Origin of the sequence: Roseomonas sp. BN140053, from assembly GCF_047690175.1 — a bacterium.
Taxonomy (GTDB): Bacteria; Pseudomonadota; Alphaproteobacteria; order Acetobacterales; family Acetobacteraceae; genus Roseomonas.
Map to the genome: position 1 here is coordinate 22,913 of NZ_JBLLEB010000011.1, position 18,281 is coordinate 41,193.

At 71.8% G+C, this 18,281-nt stretch carries 16 protein-coding genes; 7 read left to right on the plus strand and 9 right to left on the minus strand.

Annotation, left to right across the window (positions count from 1 at the left end):
- Positions 1-58 precede the first annotated feature (58 nt).
- The 4 genes from ACLIBK_RS12475 to ACLIBK_RS12490 all read right to left on the minus strand — a co-directional run bounded on the left by ACLIBK_RS12475 (position 59) and on the right by ACLIBK_RS12490 (position 5,625).
- A complete protein-coding gene (locus ACLIBK_RS12475) occupies positions 59-784 on the minus strand; it encodes a DUF2848 family protein (protein ID WP_415387586.1) in 726 nt (241 codons plus the stop codon).
- Positions 785-1,071: 287 nt separating this feature from the next.
- Positions 1,072-1,935, minus strand: a complete 864-nt coding sequence (locus ACLIBK_RS12480) for an amidohydrolase family protein (RefSeq protein ID WP_415387587.1) — start codon at positions 1,933-1,935, stop codon at positions 1,072-1,074.
- Between the two features lie 58 nt (positions 1,936-1,993).
- Positions 1,994-3,598, minus strand: a complete 1,605-nt coding sequence (locus ACLIBK_RS12485) for a GMC family oxidoreductase (protein WP_415387588.1) — start codon at positions 3,596-3,598, stop codon at positions 1,994-1,996.
- Between the two features lie 11 nt (positions 3,599-3,609).
- Entirely contained in the window at positions 3,610-5,625 is a 2,016-nt protein-coding gene (locus ACLIBK_RS12490) for an FAD-dependent oxidoreductase (RefSeq protein WP_415387589.1), read from the minus strand.
- Between the two features lie 194 nt (positions 5,626-5,819).
- On the opposite strand from ACLIBK_RS12490, the gene ACLIBK_RS12495 reads away from it, so the two are divergent.
- The 4 genes from ACLIBK_RS12495 to ACLIBK_RS12510 are packed head-to-tail and all read left to right on the plus strand — an operon-like array spanning position 5,820 to position 9,998.
- Positions 5,820-7,403, plus strand: a complete 1,584-nt coding sequence (locus ACLIBK_RS12495; RefSeq protein WP_415387590.1) for an ABC transporter substrate-binding protein — start codon at positions 5,820-5,822, stop codon at positions 7,401-7,403.
- On the plus strand, positions 7,403-9,031 hold the full coding sequence (locus tag ACLIBK_RS12500) for a GMC family oxidoreductase (protein ID WP_415387591.1): 1,629 nt from the start codon (positions 7,403-7,405) through the stop codon (positions 9,029-9,031). The genes ACLIBK_RS12495 and ACLIBK_RS12500 overlap by 1 nt, the downstream gene beginning before the upstream one ends.
- Positions 9,028-9,447 (plus strand): hypothetical protein, encoded by a 420-nt coding sequence (locus ACLIBK_RS12505; RefSeq protein WP_415387592.1) that lies wholly within the window; start codon positions 9,028-9,030, stop codon positions 9,445-9,447. Before ACLIBK_RS12500 ends, ACLIBK_RS12505 begins: the two co-directional genes overlap by 4 nt.
- The gene (locus tag ACLIBK_RS12510; protein WP_415387593.1) at positions 9,444-9,998 is read left to right on the plus strand and encodes an ureidoglycolate lyase; all 555 of its coding nucleotides are present in this window, start codon (positions 9,444-9,446) and stop codon (positions 9,996-9,998) included. The genes ACLIBK_RS12505 and ACLIBK_RS12510 overlap by 4 nt, the downstream gene beginning before the upstream one ends.
- A 288-nt stretch (positions 9,999-10,286) precedes the next feature.
- Here ACLIBK_RS12510 and ACLIBK_RS12515 read toward each other — a convergent pair whose 3' ends face one another.
- Complete coding sequence (locus ACLIBK_RS12515; RefSeq protein ID WP_415387594.1) at positions 10,287-11,357, minus strand: SDR family oxidoreductase; 1,071 nt, start codon at positions 11,355-11,357, stop codon at positions 10,287-10,289.
- A gap of 683 nt (positions 11,358-12,040) precedes the next feature.
- Here ACLIBK_RS12515 and ACLIBK_RS12520 point away from each other — a divergent pair.
- Complete coding sequence (locus ACLIBK_RS12520; RefSeq protein ID WP_415387595.1) at positions 12,041-12,667, plus strand: hypothetical protein; 627 nt, start codon at positions 12,041-12,043, stop codon at positions 12,665-12,667.
- A 101-nt stretch (positions 12,668-12,768) separates the two neighbouring features.
- Here ACLIBK_RS12520 and ACLIBK_RS12525 read toward each other — a convergent pair whose 3' ends face one another.
- Positions 12,769-13,755: an NAD-dependent epimerase/dehydratase family protein gene (locus tag ACLIBK_RS12525; protein WP_415387596.1), complete on the minus strand. Its 987-nt coding sequence runs from the start codon at positions 13,753-13,755 to the stop codon at positions 12,769-12,771.
- Positions 13,756-13,887: 132 nt separating this feature from the next.
- Here ACLIBK_RS12525 and ACLIBK_RS12530 point away from each other — a divergent pair, with 132 nt between their 5' ends.
- Together ACLIBK_RS12530 and ACLIBK_RS12535 are read left to right on the plus strand one after the other, a co-directional pair.
- A complete protein-coding gene (locus tag ACLIBK_RS12530; protein ID WP_415387694.1) occupies positions 13,888-14,637 on the plus strand; it encodes an SDR family NAD(P)-dependent oxidoreductase in 750 nt (249 codons plus the stop codon).
- Positions 14,634-15,356 (plus strand): carboxymuconolactone decarboxylase family protein, encoded by a 723-nt coding sequence (locus ACLIBK_RS12535; protein ID WP_415387597.1) that lies wholly within the window; start codon positions 14,634-14,636, stop codon positions 15,354-15,356. Before ACLIBK_RS12530 ends, ACLIBK_RS12535 begins: the two co-directional genes overlap by 4 nt.
- A 260-nt stretch (positions 15,357-15,616) precedes the next feature.
- On the opposite strand, the gene ACLIBK_RS12540 is transcribed toward ACLIBK_RS12535, so the two are convergent.
- The 3 genes from ACLIBK_RS12540 to ACLIBK_RS12550 are packed head-to-tail and all read right to left on the minus strand — an operon-like array spanning position 15,617 to position 18,281.
- Positions 15,617-16,456, minus strand: coding sequence for an ABC transporter permease (locus ACLIBK_RS12540; protein WP_415387598.1), 840 nt, complete (start codon positions 16,454-16,456; stop codon positions 15,617-15,619).
- Complete coding sequence (locus ACLIBK_RS12545) at positions 16,453-17,238, minus strand: ABC transporter ATP-binding protein (protein ID WP_415387599.1); 786 nt, start codon at positions 17,236-17,238, stop codon at positions 16,453-16,455. The genes ACLIBK_RS12540 and ACLIBK_RS12545 overlap by 4 nt, the downstream gene beginning before the upstream one ends.
- Positions 17,235-18,281 (minus strand): ABC transporter substrate-binding protein, encoded by a 1,047-nt coding sequence (locus ACLIBK_RS12550; RefSeq protein WP_415387600.1) that lies wholly within the window; start codon positions 18,279-18,281, stop codon positions 17,235-17,237. Before ACLIBK_RS12550 ends, ACLIBK_RS12545 begins: the two co-directional genes overlap by 4 nt.

An 18,281-nucleotide genomic window follows, 5' to 3' on the forward strand; every position in this document is an offset into this window, starting at 1 on the left:
GTTCAGCCGCCCCCCTGCCGCGACACGCAACCGCCCCCGGGCACTGCCGCGCCCCGCCTCAGCCGCGGGCCGCGTTGTGCAGCGGCACGCGGTATTCCGGCCGGATTTCCCCGAACAGGTCGAGCACGTCGTAGCCGTGCCGGATGCGGCGGTTGCCGGCCGGGTCCTCCAGCTCGAACTCCCAGCGCTTGCCGTAGCCCAGTTCCTTGGACAGGCTGACAAAGGTGCCGCAGAACACGGTGAAGTCACGCTCCGGCAGTTCCGCGACGCGTTCGCGCAGGATGCGCAACACGTCGTCGGGGTGCAGGAAGATCTTCACCCCGACATCCTGGTAGGCGCGCCCATCCACCCAGGAGCGCAGCACGCAGCTGTCCCAGCGGTCGCGCATCTCCGCCAGCGGCCAAAGCACCGGTGCCAGCACGTTCACGCAGGCCTGCTTGGACCAGGGAATGGAGGACTTCTCCAGTTCGCGGTCCGTGTGGTCGCTGCCGACGCCGACATAGACCTGGTCGGCGACGTGGATCACGATCTCCACCTCGCCGGAGGTCCGCGGGCAATGCACGAAAACCTCCTCGCCGGTGATCAGCGCGTGGTGGCCGATCGGGTAGATGCGCGGCGCCGGCACATCCAGGGCCACGAAGACGCCTTCCTTCGCGACCTCCTCCTGGTGCGCCACGGCGCTGCCGGATTCCCGTGTCGCGGAACCGAGGTTGTACATGCGGCGCACCGGGAAGCTGGCCTGGCGGGGCCCGGCCTCACTCATCACGGTCACGTCGATCTGCATGGTGGCGGTTCCTTCGCGCGGCGGCTCAGTGACGGTGAAACAGGCCGCGATGCGCGGCGTGCAGCGGGCCGGGCCCGTGTGAACCGGCACCAACGGAAAGAACCGGGGCCTGCACGGTCAGGCATCCCGCCCTGGGAGTTGTTCTATCACTATAACAACAATTCCGCCCGTCGCCGGCCGTGTCAAGCGCCAAACATCGACGCGTTTTGCCACCCCTTGCAGGTCATACGGCCTGCTGCACCGCAGCGATGCAGATTGCCTCATCGCGCGTCGCCAGTGGCGGGCGGTCAGCCTTCCAGCTTGTACAGGCGCAGCGCGTTGTCGCGCAGGAATTTGCGCAGCGGGCCGGGACGCAGGCCGAGCTCCCCGACCTCGCGTCGCATGCGGTCAAAGGTCAGCACGGGGAAGTCGGTGCCGAACATCACCTTGTCCTGGCCGAAGCTGTCGATGAAGCGGGTGAACTCCGCCGGCCAGTGCTTCGGCGCGTGCGCGTCGGCGACGATGTGCACGTTGGGGTGCTTCCAGGCCATGGCGATCATCTCGGCGTGCCAGGGAATGCCGATATGGATGCCCACCAGCTTCAGCTCGGGAAAGTCGCAGGCCACGGCATCCAGCGTGATCGGCCGTCCCACCGAGCGCAGCGGCCGCTTCGGGTCGTAGATCAGGGATTGCCCGACCTGCAGCTGGACCGGCACGTCCAGTTCCACGCATTTGGCGTAGAAGGGGTACCATTTCGCGTGATCCGGAGCGAGCTCGAACCAGTGCGGATAGGCATGGGCGCCGATGAAGCCCAGCTCCTTTACCGCGTGTTCCAGCGCCCGCACCCCCGCCATCCCCTCGGTCGGATTCAGCCCGGCCAGGCCGTGGAAGCGCCCGGGATGCTCGCGCACCGCGCGCGCCACCACCTCGTAGGGCAGGTGCCAGGAACCGGGAATGCCGAGCTGCCCGGTCTTGGTGGCCACCAGGAAGGCACGCTCCACCCCGGCCGCGTCCATCAGGGCGATCATCTCGGCATAGCTGTGGCCGCTCCGCACGGAATCGTCGCGGCCGAACTTGCGCTGGTGGAACTCCGCGCCCCAGGCCGGACGCATCGCCAGGATCTCGGGCGTGATCGGGTTCACCACCGTGTCGATGGCGAGGACCTCGTGCATCGCGTCACTCCCGGACCAGCTGCGGCGAGTTGTATTGGGCATAGGACCAATTCACCGGTCAAGCGCCCGGCGGCACCAGCTCCCGCGCCGTGCCGGCGATGTGGTCTGCCAGGCGCAGTGCCAGGGCCTGCAGCGTGTTGGTGGGGTTCACCGCGCCCGCGGTCACGAACAGCGAACCGTCCGCCACGAACAGGTTCGGCACGTCATGCGTGCGGCCGAAGCGGTCGCAGACCGAGCGCTCCGGGTCCTCGCCCATGCGCGCCGTGCCCATTAGGTGAAAGCCGGCGTCGCGCACCAGCGGCACGGCCTCGCGCCTGATAGCACCGGCCTCGGCCAGCAGTGCGTCGGCCTTGGCCAGACCCCAGTCCAGGGCGCGTCGGGTGTTGCCGCCCACCTGGTACACCATGCGCGGCGCCGGCAGGCCGTGGCCGTCCTGCAGCCGCTCCGACAGTTCCACGCGGTTCTCCTCCTCCGGCAGGTCGTCGGAGCAGATGGAAACCGAGAGGGTGCGGTCGAAGCGCGCGGCGAAGCGGTCCCGGTGCGCAGCACCCCAGGGCAGGCGGCTCCCGCCACCGCCCAGCGCCGTCAGCGCCGGGCCGGGCGAGCGCATCACCTGCAGCTTGATCCCGCGCAGGAAGCCACGGGCTGGGTCCGTTTCGTAGAACTCGTGGCTGGTGATGGCGCCGGCGGTGATGCCGCGATGGCCGCCGACGGACGCGTCGAACTCGCCGATCACCCGGCCCAGCGGGTGCAGCATCAGCCGCCGCCCCACCAGGCCGGAGCGGTTGGCCAGGCCGCGCGGATGCCGGCCGGAGGCGGAAAGCAGCAGCAGCCGCGGCGTGCCCACGCCATTGGCCGCCACCACCACGGCGCGGGCGCACAGCAGCCGGCGCGTCCCCGTGGCATCCACCCATTCCGCCCCGACCGCGCGGCCCTGCGCATCCGTGGGGATGGCGGCCACGCGCGCCCCGGTCACCAACCGCACCCCGGCGGCCAGGGCGGCGGGCCAATAGGCGACGTCGGCGCTGGCCTTGGCGCGGTGGTGACAGCCGATCTCGCAAGGGCCGCAGTTCACGCAGGCACCGCGGCCGGCACCGTGTGGGCGTGTGTTCAACCCGATATCGCCCGGCCACCAGTGCCAGCCCAGCCGGTCAAAGGCTGCCGTGACCCGCCGCTCCGCCGGCAGCAGCGGGGCCGGTGGCAGGCGCGGCGCTTCGTCGAGGGGGTAGGCGGCGCTGCCGGGCAGGCCGGCCACGCCCATGATCCATTCGTTCAGCGCGTAGTACGGGGCCAGCTCGGCGTAGGAGAGCGGCCAGTCATCCGCCACGCCGTCCAGCGTGCGGACCCGGAAGTCGGACGGGTGCAGCCGCGGCAGGTGGGCCGACCACAGCACGGTGGAACCGCCCACCCCGTTCCACATCAGCGGCCGGAACGGGCTGTCGCTGTCGTCCACGGGGAAGTCGGCCGCGGCGCGGCGGCGGTTCGGGTTGGGGTGCCAGTCGCCCAGGCGGCGGCGCTCCCAGGCCGGGTCATCGCCGGGGCCGCTTTCCGGGGCGGTCCAGCCGCCCTGTTCCAGGCAGGTGACGCGGAAGCCGCGCGTGGCCAGCCGCCAGCTCAGCGCCGCACCGGCGGCCCCGGCGCCGATCACCAGCACGTCGGGCATCGCCTCGCCGTTCACAGGGTGCGCCCGGCCTGATGGCCCTCGAACACCGCTTCCAGGGCGGAACGGGCGGCCACGCAGTCGCCGATCGCCCGCAGCTCGGGTGCGCCCGGTGCCGCCTCCAGCTGCCGCAGCAACCCGTCCTCCGGCACGGCGGGGGCGGGGGCGACCAGGCTGTCCACCCCGGCGAACTCCACCGCCTCCCCGGTGGACAGGTCCTGCGCCGCCAGCAGCCCCGGGCGGAAGGACTGGGCGGCGTGCAGCCCGAGGATGCGCACCCCGCGGTCGCGCAGCCGCTGCCGCCAGGCAAAGGAGGAATAGATGTTGACCTGCCAGCCCGGCGATCCCGTGGGCGCCAGCAGGATCACCTGCCGCCCGGTGTTGGCCAGCCACTCCACGAGGCCCGCCAGCGCCCAGGAGCCCAGCACGTCCTGCACCGCCACGCGGCGGCCCAGTGCCTCCGGATCGGCCAGCGCCGCTTCCAGCGTCAGCGCCGTGCCGCCGCCGGGCAGGATGGCCGCCGCCGGGCGGGCGCCGGTGGCCAGCAGCACGGCGTCGAAGCCACCCGCCAGGATCGCTGAGGCTTCCGCCCGTTCACCCAGGCGTAAGGTCGCGCCCGAGGCGTCCAGGGCATGGCGCTGCGCGTCGAGCAGCAGCAGCATGTCCCGGCGCAGCGGCATGCGCTCGTTGGGCAGCAGCGCCCCGCCGAGCCGGTCGGACGCTTCCCACAGCACCACCCGGTGGCCGCGTGTCGCTGCCACCGCCGCCGCTTCCAGCCCGGCGGGGCCGCCGCCCACCACCGCGATGCTGCGGTGCTTCCCGTCCAGCGCCGGCGCCGGCAGCGGCCATTCCGCTTCGCGCCCCGCGGTGGGGTTGCTCAGGCAAGTGATTGGCAGCGACAGCGCCAGGAAGCCGGCGCAGCCCTGGTTGCAGCCGAGGCAGGGGCGCATGTCCGCCTCGCGGCCGTCGCGCGCCTTGTTCACCAGCGCAGCGTCGGCGATGTGTGCGCGGGCCATGCCCACCGCCGCTACCACGCCGTCGGCCAGCATTGCTTCCGCCTCCGCCACGCTGCGGAAACGGCACACGGCGAAGACCGGGACCTCCCGCCTGTCCTCGCGCAGTGCCGCGGCGATGCCACGCGGCAGGTGGTGGAAGCTGTTTCGCGGAAAGGCCATGTCGGCCATCTGCGTGCTGATGGTGGCGCTGCCGTGATAGGCGGAATGCGACACGTTCACGAAGTCCAGCGGCACCGCGGCGCAGAGCTGTTGCACCACCCACTGCATCGCCGGCAGGTCCAGCCCACCCGGCAGGAACTCGTCGGCGGAGAGCCGCACGCCCACCGCCATGCGCCCGCCCACCGCGTCGTGCACGGCGCGCACGGCGTCCAGCGCGAAGCGCAGCCGGTTCTCCGGCGTGCCGCCATACGCGTCCTCCCGCCGGTTCACGGCCGGGCTGAGGAATTGCTGCAGCAGGTGGCCGTGCGCCAGCGTCACCTCCACCCCGTCCAGCCCAGCCTCCTCCAGGTGGCGCGCCACGGCGGCATGGGCTTCCACCACCAGCGCGATCTCGGCCGCCGTCATGGGATGCGGCGGCGGCGCCGTGGTGGTCCAGGGCACGGCGCTGGCCGACCAGGCGGCGGTGCGGGCGTAGTTGCCGTCGATGTGGCGGCCGAGATGGATGATCTGCCCGAACAGCTTCGCCCCTTCCGCCTGCACGGCGCGGGCAATGCGGTTGAAAGGCGCGACGCAGGCGGGGTCGTAGCCATTGACGCCCTGACGCCGTCCCAGGCTGGACGGATGGACGCGGATGCCCTCGAACACGATCATCCCCGCCCCGCCCGCGGCGCGCGCCCGGTGGTAGTCGAGGTGCCGCTGCGTCGGCAGGTTGTCCTCGCCGTAGTTGGTGGTGTGGGCCGGCACGAAGATGCGGTTGCGCAGCGTCACCGGGCCGAGCCGCAGCGGGCGGAACACCTGCGGGAAGCGCGCCTCGCCGGGGAAGGACGCCTGCGGAACGGGCAGCGCCTGCGACATCCTGCCTTTCGCGGCGGCTGCGCCGCCACGCCCCCTGCTGCTGTACGGCGAAGTCTCGCAGTTGATCTATTGACCTGACAAGCAGTGAGCTGCTGTGCTTCCTCGGGCGCAGGCCGGAAAACCCGCGGCCCACCCCCGCTTCCGTTTGCGGCCCGCCCGGCCCGATCCCGCTTGCCCTGCACAGGAGATGTTGGATGACCCTCGGCCGCAGAACGCTCCTGGCCGGCACGGCCGCCACCACGGCGGCCTTCCTGCCGATCACCAGCCGGGAAGCGCAGGCGCAACAGGCGCGCACGCTGCTGCTGGCCGCGCCCGGCACGCCGGAAGGCTTCGACGGCGACGCGCTGCGCCCGGGCACGCAGGAAAGCGTCACGCAGATCTACGAGGGGCTGACGCGCTACGCCCGCGTCGAGCGCAACGGCCGCACCTATCTCGACCCCGGCCGCATCGAGGGCCACCTGGCCGAGAGCTGGACCACCTCGGAGGACGGCAAGCGCTGGGTGCTGACCCTGCGCGAGGGCGTGCGCAGCCCCTTCGGCAACGAGCTGACCGCGGCCGACGTGGAATGGGGCTGGAACAAGAGCTTCGCGCAGAAGCGCACCGGCGCCTTTATCGCCAGCGCCGCCAACGTCACGGCGGTCAAGGCGCTGTCCAAGCGGGAGGTGGAGTTCACCCTCTCCGCCCCGTCCTCCATCCTGCTCTCGGCCCTGACGCTCTACACCCCCGGCATCTACGACAGCACCGAGGTCAAGAAGCACGCCACCCCCGACGATCCCTGGGCGCTGAAATGGCTGGAGAGCAACAGCGCCGGCTTCGGGGCCTACCAGGTGGAATCCGTGCTGTCCGGGCAGCAGGCCGTGTTCACCGCCAATCCCAACTATTTCCGCGGCCAGCCCTTCTTCAGCCGCGTGGTGTATCGCGCCGTGCCCTCCGCCGCCTCGCGCGTGACGCTGCTGCGCAGCGGCCAGGTGCAGTGGATCGACCGCGCCAACGTGCAGCAGGTGACGGAGATGCAGAAGGACCGGCGGGTCAAGGTGCAGGACGTTCCCGGCCGCGCCATCTCCTCCGTGCGCATGAACTGCGCGATGAAGCCCTTCGACGACGTCCGCGTGCGCCGGGCGCTGAACTTCGCCCTGGACCGCAACAAGCTGCGGCAGGCCGTGCTGCTGGGCACCGGCACGGATGCGCTCAGCATCGTGCCGCCGATCCTGCAATCCTACGATCCCTCCTTCTTCGCCTACGCCTATGACCCTGCCAGGGCGCGCGCCCTCCTGGCCGAGGCCGGGCATGGCGGTGGTCTCGACCTGGAGCTGAACTTTTCCGACATCTTCTGGTGGGAGGAGCCGATGGCCATCCAGGTGTCCGACCAGCTGAAGCAGGTCGGCGTCAATGCGCGGCTGCAGCGCATCACCGGCTCCGACATGCGGGGGCGCTCGGCGCCGGGGCGGCAGGACCTGCCCTTCTTCACCTTCGAGGACGGGCCGATCGTGCTGGACCCCGTCTACAGCATGTCGCTGATGGCGCATTCCAACGGCGTGTCCAACCGCGCCCGCTACAAGAACCCTGCCCTGGACGCCGCCGTCGACGAGGCCAAGGTGACCATGGACCCGGTCCGGCGCGACGCACTGATGCGCGACGCCCAGCGGATCTGGATGGAGGACGCGCCCTGGCTCCTCACCGTGTATCCGCAGACCTTCGAGTGCATGTCGCCCGCCATCTCCGGCTGGGTGCCGCACCCGGATGAGCACGAGCGCTGGGTGGACCTGCGGATCGCCTGATGCCGGCCACGGCCACGGCCACGGCGGAGCGCGATGCCGGCTGCAACGTGGCCGTGGTGGGCGCCGGGGCTTCCGGCCTCGCCGTGGCCTGGACGCTGGCGCGGCGCGGGCTGCGCGTGGCCGTGCTGGAACAGGGCGAGGTGGTGGACCAGCGCCCGGCGCCCAGCCTGGAGATGGACTGGGAGCGCGCGCTGCAGAGCCGCTTCCACCCCGACCCCAACATCCGCCGTCTGCCGTCCGACTACCCCGTGGCCGTGCTGGGCACGGAGATCCGCCCGGCCACCTATAGCGGCGTGGGCGGCGCCACGCTGCGCTGGGGCGCGCATTTTCCCCGCCTGCGCCCGTCCGACTTTCGCGTGCGCAGCCTGGACGGCGTGGCCGAGGACTGGCCCATCGCCTACCGCGACCTGGAGCCCTGGTTCGACCTCAACGACCGGATGACGGGCGTGTCCGGCCTCGCCGGCGACCCGGCCAACCCGCCACGCCCGGCGCGGCCCTTGCCGCCCTTGCCGCTGGGGCCGGGCCCGGCGCGGCTGGCGCGCGCCTTCGACCGGCTGGGCTGGCATTGGTGGCCCTCCGACGCCGCGATCTGCACCGCGCCGCGGGACGGGCGCGAGGCCTGCAACAATTGCGGCCCCTGCGGCGTCGGTTGCCCGCGCCTGGCGCGCGCCTCGGCGGACGTGGTGTACGGCCGCCCCGCTCTCGCCGCCGGGGCGGAGATCCGCAGCGGCACGCGGGTGCTGCGGGTGGAACTGGACGCCACCGGGCGCGTGGCCGGCCTGCTCTACAGCCGCGGCGGCGAGCGGCGCTTCCTGCCGGCGCGCACCGTGGTGATGGCGGCCAACGGCATGGGCACGGCGCGGCTGCTGCTGTGCTCGGCGAGTGAGCGGCACCCGGAGGGGCTCGGCAACGCGTCCGGCCTGGTGGGGCGCAACCTGATGCACCACCCCACCGCCATGGTGACCGGCCTGTTTCCGGAGCGGCTGGACGGGCATCGCGGTCCCTTCGCCTGCGCCCTGTTCTCGCAGGAATTCGTGGAGAGCGACCCGTCGCGCGGCTTCCTGCGCGGCTACCAGATGCAGGCCACGCGCGGCGGCGGCCCGGTGCAGACGGCGCTGGGCGGCTACATGGCGCGGGTGCCCTGGGGCCGCGGCCACCACGACGCCTTCGCCGCCACCTTCACCCACAGCGTCAGCCTGACCGTCACCACCGAGGACCTGCCGGACCCGGAGAACCGCGTGACGCTGGACCCGCAGCTGCGCGACGGCGACGGGCTGCCCGCCCCGGCACTGCGCTACCGCGTGGGCGAGAACACCCGCCGCATGCTGGCGCACGGCGTGGCGCGTGCCTCGGAGGTGCTGCGCGCCGCGGGGGCCACGGGCGTTTCCGTCAATCCGCTGGTGGCCGCCGCCGGCTTCCACTTCCTGGGCACGACGCGCATGGGCGAGGACCCCGCGCGCGCCGTCACCGACGCGGTGGGCCGGGTGCACGGGGTGCCCGGGCTGCTGGCCGTGGATGGCGGCGTCTTCGTCACCGCCGGGGCGGTGAACCCCACCTCCACCATCCAGGCAGTGGCGCTGCGCGCCGCCGATGCCCTGGCCAACCGCCTGGAGCGCGCCGCCGCATGACCGACCCGCTGGACGAGGTCCTGGCCACCCTGCTGCCCGGCGAGGACGACTGGCCCGCCGGCGACAGCGTTTCGGCGCAGATGCGGCGCGACGTGGATGCGGCGCCGGATGCGGGGGCTGCGCTGAACCGGCTGCTCGGTGCCCTGCCGGCGGGATTCCGGCGCGGCGACGAGGCGACGCTGCGCGCGGTGGAAGCTGCGGAGCCGGAGGCTTTCGAGCGCGTCGTGACCCTGGCCTATATCGCCTACTACACCGACCCCGCGGTGCGCGCTGTGATCGAACGCGTCACGGGCTACGAGGCGCGGCCACCGCAGCCGCTGGGCTACGAATTGCCGCCCTTCGACGAGGAACTGCTGGCGGTGCAGCGCCGGCGCGCGCCCTTCTGGCGCGACCCGGACGCGGAGGCCGGGGCATGAGCGGGACGCGGCACCTGCGGGCGGAACGCGCGACGCCGGAGAACACCGCCGCGCTCGGCACCTGGCTCGGATCGGCCGCGCCCGTGCCGGCTTCCGGCAGCGGCTTCTACGGTGAGGCCGTGGCGCTGCGGAAGCCGGGCGGCTTCGTGACGGACGACACGCTGGACGTCTCCGTCGCCACCGTGCACCGCCGGCCGCTGCGGGTGAGCTGGCTGGAGCGGCATTTCCTGCACACCCAGACCTTTATCCCCCTCGGCGGGCGGCCGATGCTGCTGGTGCTGGCGCCGCCCACGCCGGAGGCGGAACTGCCCGAACTGGATGCGCTGCGGGCGCTGGTGTTCGACGGCAGCGCCGGCTTCGCGCTGCACCTGGGCACCTGGCACGAATTCCCGATGGCGCTGGTGGACAGCACGGACGTGCTGGTGCTGCTGCGGCGGGACACGGTGCGCGACCTCCGCCACAAGCAGGGCAACGAGGCGCACGGGCCGGACCTGGACAAGAAGGACGTGGTGGCGCGCTGCGGGGTGACGCTGGAAGTGCTGCTGGCCTGAGGAGCCCTGCCGCCGGGCGAAGCGGCGGGTCCGCCTTACTTCCTTACGATCTTACTTCCTTACCCGGGCCCCCGCCGGACAGTCATGAATCGGGCGCTGGCAGGGCCGGTCCTGGCAGGCAAGCCATTGTTTTGTCAAGAAATTACTGGCAGGCCTCGGTGCGGCCCGCCCGGGTGCGCGTGGCAATTACCCGCGAATCTGCCACTTCCGCGCGAATCTGCCACTTTCGGCCGAAGCTGACATGTCGGACGCGCGCCCGGGCGGAACCCGGGCGCGCTTCGCGTGGCGTCAGGGCTGGCCGCTGCCGCCGGCGGCGCCGTAGATCTGCCCGGTGGCGTAGCTGGCGTCCGCCGCAGCGAGCTGGACGTAGATGGAGGCGAGCTCCACCGGCTGGCCGGGGCGGCCCAGCGGGGTTTCGCCGCCGAAGCTCTTCAGCTTCTCCATCGTCGCGCCGCCCGACACCTGCAGCGGCGTCCAGATCGGGCCCGGCGCCACGCCGTTGACGCGGATGCCCTTGGGGCCGAGCTGCTTGGCCAGGGACTTGGTGAAGTTCATCTCCGCCGCCTTGGTCAGCGCGTAGTCCACCAGATTGGCGGAAGGGTCGTAGGCCTGCTCGGAGGTGGTCTGGATGATCGTGGCGCCGGGCTGCAGATGCGGCAGCGCGGCCTTGGTGATCCAGAACATGGCGTAAACGTTGGTCTTCATGGTGGCGTCGAAATCCTCGGAGGAGATGTCCTCCAGGCTGGCGCGCTGCTGCTGACGGCTGGCGTTGTTGACCACGATGTCCAGCCCCCCGAGCTGCTGCACGGCGGCGGCCACCATCTGGCGGCAATGCGCCTCGTCCCGGATGTCGCCGGGAAGGGCGACCGCGATGCGGCCTTCGCGCCGGATGAGGTCGATCACCTCGCGCGCGTCGGGCTCCTCGTCGGGGAGGTAGGAGATGGCGACGTCGGCGCCTTCCCGCGCATAGGCGATGGCGGCGGCGCGGCCCATGCCGGAATCGCCGCCGGTGATCAGCGCCTTGCGGCCGGCCAGGCGGCCGGAGCCGCGATAGCTGGTCTCACCATGGTCGGGGCGCGGGTTCATGCGGCCGGCCAGGCCCGGCCAGGGCTGGGTCTGTTCGGGGAAGGGCGGCTTGGGAAAGCGGCTGCGCGGGTCGGGGCGCGGGGCAGGGGCGGTCGCCTGCGCGCCGGGCTGGGCCGTGCCGGAAGGCGCCGTGCCCGGCTGGGTGGCGCCGGGTTGGGCCGTGGCCGTCTGGGCATTGGCGGGCTGAACGGCCGCGGCCGCCACCATGCCCGCGCCCGCCGCGGCAGCGCCGACCATGCTGCGTCGCGACAGCGGCGTTTCGGTGTTGTTCATGGTCGCTGGTCCTTTGGCTGCTGCTTGGCCCGAAACACCGTCCCTTGCGGAGCAGCATCGCGGGAAGGATCGGGGTGGGGGCCGCGGGGCAGGGGCATGGCGGGGCCGCCCGACGGGTGCGCGGGGATCCGGCCGTTGCGCCCTGGTGCCTGATCGGCCTGGGGGAGGCAGAACGGCCGCGGGCGCCCGAGGGTTCAGGGAAGCCCGGCGCAGCGCCGGGTTTTCGCCCGATCTAGCCGAGACGTGACCGCCGGGCGGAACCGGCCGGGGCAGGGAACTGGCCTGCGCCGCCCATCAGTGGCAGGCCCCGGGGCCGCCTTGGGCACCGGCAGGAGGCGATCGCTCCGCCGCTCACAGTCGCTGGTGCCGACGGAGGTGACCGCGGCGATCCTGGGCTCGATCGCCCTGGGAAACCCAGAAATCACCGGCTGCCGACATGGAATATCTGGGGAAATGCATCGGTCGCAGAAAAGTTGTGCAAGCTTTAGTTACTCTATCGTGAGTAGAATGACATTCCGAGCACATGGTCTGAGACGTGTGTCGTCCCCTTCGTGGCCCTTGGCGCAGGTGCCGTGGGGATGCCCGACGGCACCAGCCTGCTGCCACTGCCTGCCGCGATTGGCTGCCCCCCTGACCAGGCCCGGTGAAACAGCCCGGGATCAACAAAGGAAGGAAACGACCCGATGCCGAACACGACCTATACGGCGCGAAACGTCCTGAAACTGGCGGCCGGCCACCTCGTCGCCGGAAGCGGCAACGCCCTTTCGGCGGTCGCGGCCGAGACCAAGGCGCGCGAACTGGACGACCTGTTGCAGACGGCTTTCCAGTCGCGGGGCGAAAGCTACGACGGCAGCGACATCGGGCAGCACGACCTCAAGAAGGCGATCCTCTTCGTGCGCGGCAAGAAGCACAGCAAGGCGAGCCGGAAGGTCGTCATTGCCGGGGCCCAGGCCGCGCTGCAGATCACGGCCGCGGCCACCGGCGCCACCCTGGGATCGGTGGTCCCGGTGCTCGGCACCTTGGTCGGCGGGGCTGGGGGCGCGATTGCCGGTGCGGGGCTGGGCGTCACCGTCACGGCCGCCGATCAGGTGAAGCGCAGGGCCAAGGGCATCTACAAGTTTCTCCGCCATACCCGCGGCGCTCATCGCAACCAGGCCGCCGCCACGCTGATGTTCCAGGCGACCGAGGGCGAGTACCGCAACGCCCTGGTTGCCAAGAGTGCCCTGCGCATCATCCTGGGCGAGGAGTACGCCGCGGTGATGGAGAGCCAGAACACGGAACGCCTCGCCGACCGGCTGAAGTCCAACTAGTGGGGGGAGTTCAGGAGACGCTTCCCTTGCTGGTGCCTGCCGATGCTGGTGTCGGCAGGCGCATTCCTGCCTGAGCCGGCCGGGCGCGGGAAGGCAGGGTGCTAGGCGTCCCCTTCCCGCGACCAGGCGAGAAAGTCGGCGAAGGCGCGGTCCGGCGGGAAGCGCGGTTCCCAGCCGGTGGCGCGCAGGCGCTCGATGCTCATGGCGGCGCGCGGGCGGGTCTCGTTGAGGCGGATCGTGCAGGCCGCGGGGTCGTCGGACTGCTGCCAGCGGAAGCCGGGATGGGCGATGGCGAGCGTGCGGCACCAGCCCGGCAGCAGGTCGGAGCGGGTGTCGCCGGAGCAGATGTTGAACACGCGATCCGCCGGAGCGGGCGGCAGGTCCAGCAGGTGCAGCAGGGCCGCCGCGGCGTCGCGGGCATAGACCCAGCCATAGGGTGGGAGCTCGGCGGGCAGCACGGCCTCGCGGCCGGCACGGGCGGCCTGTTCCAGTTGCCAGAAGGGGCTGAGGGAGTCGCGCAGGCCGGTGTCGCGCTCCCAGGGGCCGAACAGGGCGCCGATGCGCGCCGCCACCACGTCCAGGCCCCAGAGCGCGCCCAGGCGCAGCGCCGTGCGTTCCAGCGCGTATTTGCTGATGCCGTAGAGGCTGATCGGCACCGGCGGCGTCCCGTCCTCGCGCATCGGGCCGGGGGTGTAAAAGCTTTCGCCGTAAACGGCGGAGGAGGAGGGAGCGACGACGCGGCGGATGCCGACGTCGCGCGCCGCGCGCAGCTGCGACACGACGCCGAGCAGGTTCACCTCCAGCACGCGCTCCGGCGCTTCGCGCTCGCGGTCGGGGCCGGAGGTGACGGCGGCGAAGGGAAAGAGGCGGTCCACCTGATGGCGGCGCAGGCACTCCGCGAAGCCGGCCGTGTCGCGGATGTCGCCGCGTTCGGGGAGGAGGGTGCCGGGCAGGGTACGGAAGCGGCGCAGCGCGGCCTCGGGCGGGGCATCGAGGGCGAAGAGCACCACGCGTTCGCCGCGCGCCAGCAGCGCCTCGGCCAGGTTGAGGCCGACAAAGCCGGTGCCGCCGGAGATCAGCACCGTCATGCAAAAACAACCCGCTGCATCGCGCTTCTCCCGCTGGCGGAGCGAGGTTCCGTGCCTGGGATATGTCTTGTCAAGCATACAACCTGGCGGCATCGTCCGCACCCGTCGCGGTGAAGGAGCGGGTTCTTGGTGATGGGCAGCGACACGCTGCGGGACCGGCGCGTACTGGTGACCGGCGGTGGATCGGGGATCGGGCGCAGCGTGGTGGAAGCGGCGGTGGCGGACGGGGCGCGCTGCGTGGCCGTGGTGCGCACGGCGGCGGAGCGGGACGGGCTGCTGGCGATCCTGCCGGAGGAGCGGGTGCTGCTGGCCGATCTGCGAGACCTCGGCGCGATCCCGGCGCTGGTGGCGCGGGCGGTGGCGGCGCTGGGCGGGGGGCTGGACGGTCTGGTGTATTCGGCCGGCGTGTTCGACCTGCGCGGCGCCCTGGATACGGAACGGGCGGACTGGGACGCGGTGCTGGACGTGAATCTGCATGCGGCCTTCGCGGTGGCGCGGGAATGCGGCCGCGCCATGCTGGCGGGGGGCGCGGGGTCGATGGTGCTGGTGTCCAGCCAGATCGGCTTGGTGGGGCATCCGCGGGCGGCAGCCTACGCGGCGTCCAAGGCGGCGGTGAACGGGCTGGTGCGGGCGATGGCGCTGGAACTGGCGCCGCGCGGGCTGCGGGTCAACGCGGTGGGGCCGGGGCCGACCGCGACGCCGATGACGGCGGTGGCGCGGGGCGATGCGGAACGGTCGCGCCGGTTGCTGGAGGCGATTCCGCTGGGGCGCTTCGGGCGGCCGGAGGAGAGCGCCGCGGCGATCCGCTTCCTGTTGTCGGAGGCGGCGTCCTTCATCACCGGGCAGGTGCTGGTGGTGGATGGCGGGGTGACCGCGGCATGAGCGGCGGGCCGGAGATCCCCTCGGTGGAGGAGGTGCGGGCGCGGCTGGACGCGTTGCGCGCGAACCGCGGCTTCGTGCTGGAACACCACGGCGCCATGGCGGCGGGGATGCCCGACCTGCACGCCGCCTACAACGCGATGTACGCGGCGCTGACGCTGGCGGACCGGCACCTCTCGCCCTTCGAGAAGGAGTTCTGCTGGCTGGCGATCCTGCTGGCCACGCGGGAGGCGATCGGGACGCATCACCTGGACCTGTTCCGCCGCCACGGCGGCACGGAGGCACAGGCGGAGATCGCCTTCCGCGCCGTGGGCTATGCCGGGGCGGCGGCGGGCTTCGGCTTCGTGGGGCACCACTGGAGCGGGTTCTTCCCGGGGATCGCGGCGCGCGACGCCTACCTGCGCGGGCTGCGGGCGCTGTGCGGCGGCGATGCGGCGGTGCCGTGGGACACGGTGCTGCTGGCGCTGGGCGCGGCGCAGGCGGCGCTGGGCTGCGAGGAAGGGGTCGCGGCGCATGTGGTCGCCGCCTACGAGGCGGGGGTGCCGGAGGACAAGCTGGCCGAGGCGCTCAGCCTGGTGATCTGGCCCACGGGGGTGAACAAGTTCGTGGATGCCTGCCGGGTGTGGCACGGGCTGATGGTGGCGGGGGAGGTGGTGCCGTCGCCGCGGTACCGGGTCTGGGCGGAAACGCCGGGGTTGGGGCCGTTCGGGACGGCGGGGTGAGGGTGGCCCGGGAGGGAGAAGGAATTCTCCCTCCCGATACCCTCCCTCATCTTTTTCTGGGACGCTGCCGCGGTTTCGGCGGCGACGTCGGGCGCTGTGGCCCCGAGAAGATTATTCTCGCAGCGCGGGCTGCGGCTGCAGCCGCCGGAGGGCTTAGCCCTCCGGCGTGACCCACGGCGCAGCCGAGACCGCGGCAGCGTCCTGAAAAAAGATGAGGGGGAGGGTGCGGGAGGGGGAGAATTCCTTCTCCCCCTCCTGCGTCACGGCCGCCAGCGCAGCACCCAGTTCTCCAGGTGCTTGAGCCCGGTGTTGATCAGCGCGCCGACGATCGCCAGCACGATGATGCCGGCGTAGACGCTGGTGGTGTTGAACAGCCCGGTGGCTTGGCTGATCAGGAAGCCGATGCCGCGATTGGCCGACATGAACTCGCCGATCACCGTGCCCACCAGGGCGTAGGGGACGGAGACCTTGAGGCCGGTGATCACCCAGGCCGCGGCGGAGGGGATGATGACGTGGCGCAGCACCGCCGCTTCGCCGCCGCCCATGATGCGGGTGGTGTGGACGTAGAGCGGGTTGACCTCGCGCACGCCGGCGTAGGTGTTGAGGAAGATCACCAGGAACACGATGGCGGCGGAGACCGCGACCTTGCTCTCGATGCCGATGCCGAACCAGATGATGAACAGCGGCGCCAGCGCGATCTTGGGGATGGAGTAGAGCGCGCTGATGTAGGGATCGAAGATCTCGGCCAAGGTGTTGTAGCGGCCGAAGAGGAGGCCGGACACGAAGCCCACGGTGCCGCCGATGGTGAAGCCCAGCACCGTGGCCAGCAGGGTGATGGACAGGTGGAACCACAGCGTCCCGTCCACGAGCCAGCGCCACAGCCGCGTCGCCACCAGGTCAGGCGAGGAGATCAGCAGCGTGTCGATCCAGTTGCCGGAGGCGGCGTACCACAGGGACACGAACACCACGCCCACCACCAGCCGCGCGGCGAGCACGAACCAGCGGTGGCGGGTATCGGCCGCGGCCAGGGCGGCGGTGGCGGGGGTGGAGGCGCGGACCTCGCCGCCCAGGGTGGCCGCCTGCTGCGCGACGCCGCTCATGCCGCCAACTCCTCCTCGCGCCGGATCTCGGGGGCGAGGGCGTCCCAGAGGCGGGAATAGGTGCACTCGAACACCGGGTCGAAGCGGACGCGGAACACGTCGCGGGGGCCGGGGGGGAGGTCGATCGTCTCGATGGACTTGATGCGGCCGGGGCGGCCGCTGAACACCACCACGCGCTGCGCCAGCGTCACCGCTTCGCCGAGGTCGTGGGTGACGAAGATCACCGTCTGCTTCTCGCGTTCCCAGATGCGCAGCAGCAATTCCTGCATCACCAGCTTGAGCTGCGCGTCCAGGGCGCCGAAGGGCTCATCCAGCAGCAGGGTCTTGGGGCCGTAGGCCAGTAGCTGGGCCAGCGCCACGCGCTTGCGCATGCCGCCGGAGAGTTCCGCCGGGAAGGCGTTGCCGAAGCCGGTGAGGCCCACGGTTTCCAGCATCCGCTCCGCGCGGGCAACGCGTTCGGCGCGCGGCGTGCCGCGCAGGCGCAGCGGCAGCTCCACGTTGTCGCGCGCGGTGCGCCAGGGCAGCACCGCGTCGGCCTGGGTCATGTAGCCGACGTTCTGGTTGATGCCCTGCACCGGGCGGCCGTCGTGCAGGATGGTGCCCTCGGTGATCGGCAGGATACCGGCCACCATGTTCATCAGCGTGGACTTGCCGCAGCCGGAGGGACCGACGAAGGCCACGAACTCGCCCTGCGCGATGTCGAGGTCCACGCGGTCCAGCGCCAGGGTTTCCCGGCGGCGGGACACGTAGAGCTTGCGCACGCCGCGGACGGAGATGCTCACGGCAGGCGCTTCGCGGCTTCGGCCAGGATGGAGCCGTCGAAGATGCGGTCCAGCGTCAGGCTGGCGGGCACCGGCGGCTCGCCCTGGGACACGCGGGCGACGCTGAGGAACTCGGTGTTGCGGCGGTACAGCTCGGGGGTGAAGACCGGATCGGTGGCGAAGATGCGGGAATTGGCCTCCACCGCCTGGGTGGCGATGGCGGGGTCCAGTTCCAGGAAGTTGGTAGCGAAAGCGCGGAACTTTTCCGGCTCGTCGCGGATGGAGCGCAGCGCCATGGACACGCCGGTGGCGTAGCGGATCAGCGCTTCGCGCTTGTCGCGTAAGCCCCGGGTGGAGGCGCTGGCAATGATGTAGCAGAAGGGCGCGAGGTCGGGCGGCGGGTTGGTGGCGTTGTTGAACAGGTAGGCGCAGTCCGCGCGCATCACCGCGATGTCGGAGGTGGGGGAGGACAGGCAGAAGCCGTCGATGACCTTCTGCTGCAGCCCCGCGATCATGCCGGGCCCGCCGCCCTGCATGGGCACCAGCTGCGTGTCGGAGTTGGGGTTCAGCCCGCCCTTCACCGCCAGCCAGCGCAGCAGGTTGTCCGGCGCGGCGCCGGGGCCGGTGGTGCCCAGGCGCAGGCCCTTCATCGCGGCCAGCTTGGCGGGCAGCGGGCTGCTCTCGGAAACGCCGGCGCGGTCCAGCACTTCCTTGCGCACCACGACGTGCGAGGCGTAGCGGTTGACCGAGTGCAGGAAGGACTTGGCGCCGAAATCCTGCGACACCGCGTTCATCAGCTCGCCCGGGTCGCCGGTGACGATGTCCACGCCGGAATTGCCGGCCAGCGCCGCGATGTTGGTGCCGCGGTTGGAGGCGTTGGACACCACCTTGACCTGCGCGCGCTCGAAGAAGCCGCCGGCCTGGGCGTAGTCCTCGCCTAGCCAGAGCCAGGCCTTGCTGGTGGAGCGCATGGTCTGCAGTTCCGGCACCGACTGGGCGATGGCGAAGCGCGGCAGCGTCGCGAGGGCGCCCGCTGCGGCGAGGCAGTTGCGGCGAGAGATCAT